At 33.5% G+C, this 3,355-nt stretch carries 6 protein-coding genes; 3 read left to right on the top strand and 3 right to left on the bottom strand.

The window, feature by feature from the left end; all coding sequences use genetic code 11:
• Window positions 1-57 precede the first annotated feature (57 nt).
• From C502_RS0117845 to C502_RS0117835, 3 genes are all read left to right on the top strand, one after another.
• The gene (locus C502_RS0117845) at window positions 58-414 is read left to right on the top strand and encodes a hypothetical protein (RefSeq protein ID WP_018680117.1); all 357 of its coding nucleotides are present in this window, start codon (window positions 58-60) and stop codon (window positions 412-414) included.
• The gene (locus C502_RS0117840; protein WP_018680116.1) at window positions 411-632 is read left to right on the top strand and encodes a hypothetical protein; all 222 of its coding nucleotides are present in this window, start codon (window positions 411-413) and stop codon (window positions 630-632) included. The genes C502_RS0117845 and C502_RS0117840 overlap by 4 nt, the downstream gene beginning before the upstream one ends.
• Window positions 633-723: 91 nt before the next feature.
• Window positions 724-1,323 (top strand): GNAT family N-acetyltransferase, encoded by a 600-nt coding sequence (locus C502_RS0117835; protein ID WP_018680115.1) that lies wholly within the window; start codon window positions 724-726, stop codon window positions 1,321-1,323.
• 120 nt (window positions 1,324-1,443) lie between these two features.
• Here the strand turns inward: C502_RS0117835 and C502_RS0117830 are convergent, their stop codons facing one another.
• The 3 genes from C502_RS0117830 to C502_RS0117820 form a co-directional block, all read right to left on the bottom strand.
• Window positions 1,444-1,677, bottom strand: coding sequence for a hypothetical protein (locus C502_RS0117830; RefSeq protein WP_023274831.1), 234 nt, complete (start codon window positions 1,675-1,677; stop codon window positions 1,444-1,446).
• A 16-nt stretch (window positions 1,678-1,693) separates the two neighbouring features.
• Window positions 1,694-2,182, bottom strand: coding sequence for a type II toxin-antitoxin system HicB family antitoxin (locus C502_RS0117825; protein WP_000792939.1), 489 nt, complete (start codon window positions 2,180-2,182; stop codon window positions 1,694-1,696).
• A gap of 67 nt (window positions 2,183-2,249) precedes the next feature.
• Window positions 2,250-2,522 (bottom strand): type II toxin-antitoxin system HicA family toxin, encoded by a 273-nt coding sequence (locus C502_RS0117820; protein WP_018680114.1) that lies wholly within the window; start codon window positions 2,520-2,522, stop codon window positions 2,250-2,252.
• Window positions 2,523-3,355 lie beyond the last annotated feature (833 nt).

The raw sequence follows: 3,355 nt of genomic DNA, 5'->3' as shown, positions 1-3,355 counted from the left end.
ACGCCATCATGGTTCTAGGGATATTGTGAGGTTTTAAATAAAGCTTTTGGAGGTCGTATGAAGACTGGAAAACAAATTCTTGAGGGTTTATTTGAAGATCAACGTGCAGCTGCACACGATCCCCATCATCCAGTGAATGATCAGCTTCGGGCCAGTCTATTGTGGAAGAAACATTTACTTGAGTTGATTCAGATCCCACGGCATCAACTGAAATCAGATGATAGCTATGTTTTGGTGTCTGATATTCCTGAGTATTTTAAGGCACAGTTTGAGCAGTTTCTTTTAGGCCAAAACCCGTTACAGCATGTGGATCATCCTGAAGAATCACGATTGGATAGCAAACGTTTGGACAGTTTTATTGCCTATCTGAAAGATCATCCAAGTTATAAATCAGAGCAGCGTGGCCAAGTATGAAAAATCCAGTAGATGCAGATCGAATTCGAGCTGCTTTTAAGGCAACGCAAGGGATTGTGGAGCATTCATTTGAGCAGCATGTGATTGATGCCAGTCAAGACGATGTTGATGCGATGATTGAACGGATTGCTTCAGGTGAGTCGAGTTTTGAGGAGGAAGATGCGGTGTTAATGATGAAGTGGCGAGCTATGAATGCCTTACAGGATAAGGACTCATAGCTTCGCATAAGCTGTATTATGTTAATTTTAGAAATTATTAACTCAATAGAACCACTTGTATTCAGCTCAAATGTCGTAAAGGAAAAGTATTGTGAAAGAATTAGAATTATTTGATCATGTTGTTTTGAATAAAAGTAATATCCGTTTAATTCCCTTATCTTTTGAACATGAAAGTGGGCTTATGGAAGCATGTAAAGATGGTCAGCTATGGAAATTAAGAGTGACATCAACACCACATTATTCTGAGGTTCATCAATATATTGAAACAGCTCTAATACAAAAACAGGAAGGTACACGTTATCCATTTGTTGTCATTGAAGAAAGCTGTGGGAAAGTTCTAGGTACAACTAGTTATCATGATGTTCTTTTGAACGTGAAACGCTTAGAAATAGGTTATACCTGGTATGCAAAATCAGTGCAGCGTACGCATGTCAATACGACATGTAAGTTGCTATTACTACAATTTGCTTTTGAACAGTTAAATACTGAGACGGTTGGACTTCGCACTGATATTTTTAATATTAAAAGTCAGCGAGCAATTGAAAGATTGGGTGCAAAAAAGGATGGGATAATTAGAGGGCATGCTTTACGTAAAGATGGTACAACTCGAGATACCGTAATGTACAGTATTATCAAAAGTGAGTGGACTAACATAAAAGCACATCTAATTGATTTATTAGATAATTATTAACTATAAGATTTTATTACACCAATACATTAGGATTATGATTTAACATAAAATCTCTTATACGAATAATTTTGAAAAGCAAAAGGCCTAGCATGTAGCTAGGCCTTTTGCTTTTCAAAATAATCAGATGGTTGATGCATCTACTGCATTAGCCACAGAATCATCTACTTCAATTAGTTTGAAATTTTCGATTCCAACTAAAACACTAGGCCTAGCATCTGTTTTAGGTGAAGCCATATGACCTGCCACCACATCAATATCTAAGCCTAAAATATATTTTCCTTCGGAAATGCCATTTTCTTTAAGAAGAATTTTTGTCATTTCCTCTATAGAAATACTAATTTGTTTTTTACTCATAATATTTACTTATATTTTAAGATAAAGCATTAACAATAAAACCATGTGTATCAAACTTCTCAGCAGTCGAACTTTGCTTTCGATCTGTCTGATAAGCAATGGTGATGACACAATCATTTAACTCATCAATAGAAGAGTTAAGATTTTGAATTGATGAATGAATTTCTTCACCATGATGCACATAATACTCAAGAGCTTGAGTAACATATTGGTTCAAGGAAATATCGAGTAAAGTAGACTTTTTAGAGATCTCTTTATGTAGTTCAGGAGATACTCGGACATTAAAGGTTCCACTTAAAGATTTATCTGGATCAACACCCAAGAATTTACAATCTTCAAGATACTCATCTACAGCTTCATGAAAGGCATCTTCGATATCATTAGCGCTATCAGCTTCATAAGTAATGATATCTCTAATAAATAGGATCTTACCATGTAGAATTTTATCGTTAGAATCAAACTCTAAGGATCCTATATAACCTTTATATGGACCTAAGTTCTTCATCTTAATTTTCCTTTAGAAAGGTAATTATTAAGTATAAAAAAAGCTTCTGATTCATTATTCCAATGAATTAGGAGCTTTCTTTATCACGTTTAACTTGATCTATCGCTTCAATTGCATTGGCAATTTGATAGCCCTTTAACACGTCATCAGGATGAGATCTTGATAACTTTACCTTTAGTCCAGTTTCTGGATGATAAAAAGTAAAGTGAGATCCTTTTGCTTTGCGTGTTAATACGGTGAAACCATACTGTTTCATCAAGGTAACTAAGTCGTCCCAAGGAAAGCTAACGGGCTTTGGTTTAGCTCGTAGTTTTTGTTCTAGCTTATCGCTTTGGCTCATAATTATAATGCCTTAATAAAATTTTATTAGCAACTAAAAAATAGTTGCAACCATGTATTCCTTATTTTAAATGATCTTTTACAAAATGCACATAGGAAAAGTTTTTTTCACAAAACCAAAGTTATAATACAATAAATAAGATTATGATTTTAATAAATATTTTAAAATTAAAATGCGTCAATTTGTGACGTATTTAACACAAAATCTCTTAGAATAAGTCAAAAAAAGGAGCTTAAAGCTCCTTTTTTTTCTATCTAACTATATTAATCTTCGGTGATGTTTGTATACCTAATTGCCTGAAAATATGGGATAGAGCTATGTTGCGATACTGGTACATTGCAATTTGTGAAAAATCAAACCATTGTTCGGATGTGAATTGGTTTATATGAGAAAAAGGTGGATAACCTCTTAGAGCTAAAAATGCATTAATTTCTTCTAGCATTGGATCGAACTCAAACATTTTTTGAAACCTAATAAATAATGGAATCCAATTGTAAAATACCTTTAGAAGGTCACTTTTTTATTGTTCCAAATCCTCTATACAGTTTTTTGTACTCTAATTTACAGTTGATTTGGGAAATTATCCCGATATTTGTCCGCAGGAAATGGGGATAAAATAGCATCAGAGAAGCCTTAAGAAATCAGGAAAAATTGAAATTTTGAGTATTTTTTAACCGATTTTATTGGCTAAAAGTGACAAAAATGCTTAAAAAGCATCCGACTTGTTTCCGAGTCGGCTTTTCACCTATTTTTTAGTCATGACTAATTTTTTAAATATTTGAAAAACAATAACTTTTTAGAGGTGATTTCGCATAAGCGCCATTATGTTAAAT

It is taken from the genome of Acinetobacter tjernbergiae DSM 14971 = CIP 107465 (genome assembly GCF_000374425.1).
GTDB classification, from domain to species: domain Bacteria; phylum Pseudomonadota; class Gammaproteobacteria; order Pseudomonadales; family Moraxellaceae; genus Acinetobacter; species Acinetobacter tjernbergiae.
Note: the sequence above shows the minus strand (reverse complement) of the source record. Positions and strands in the feature narration are given on the sequence as shown.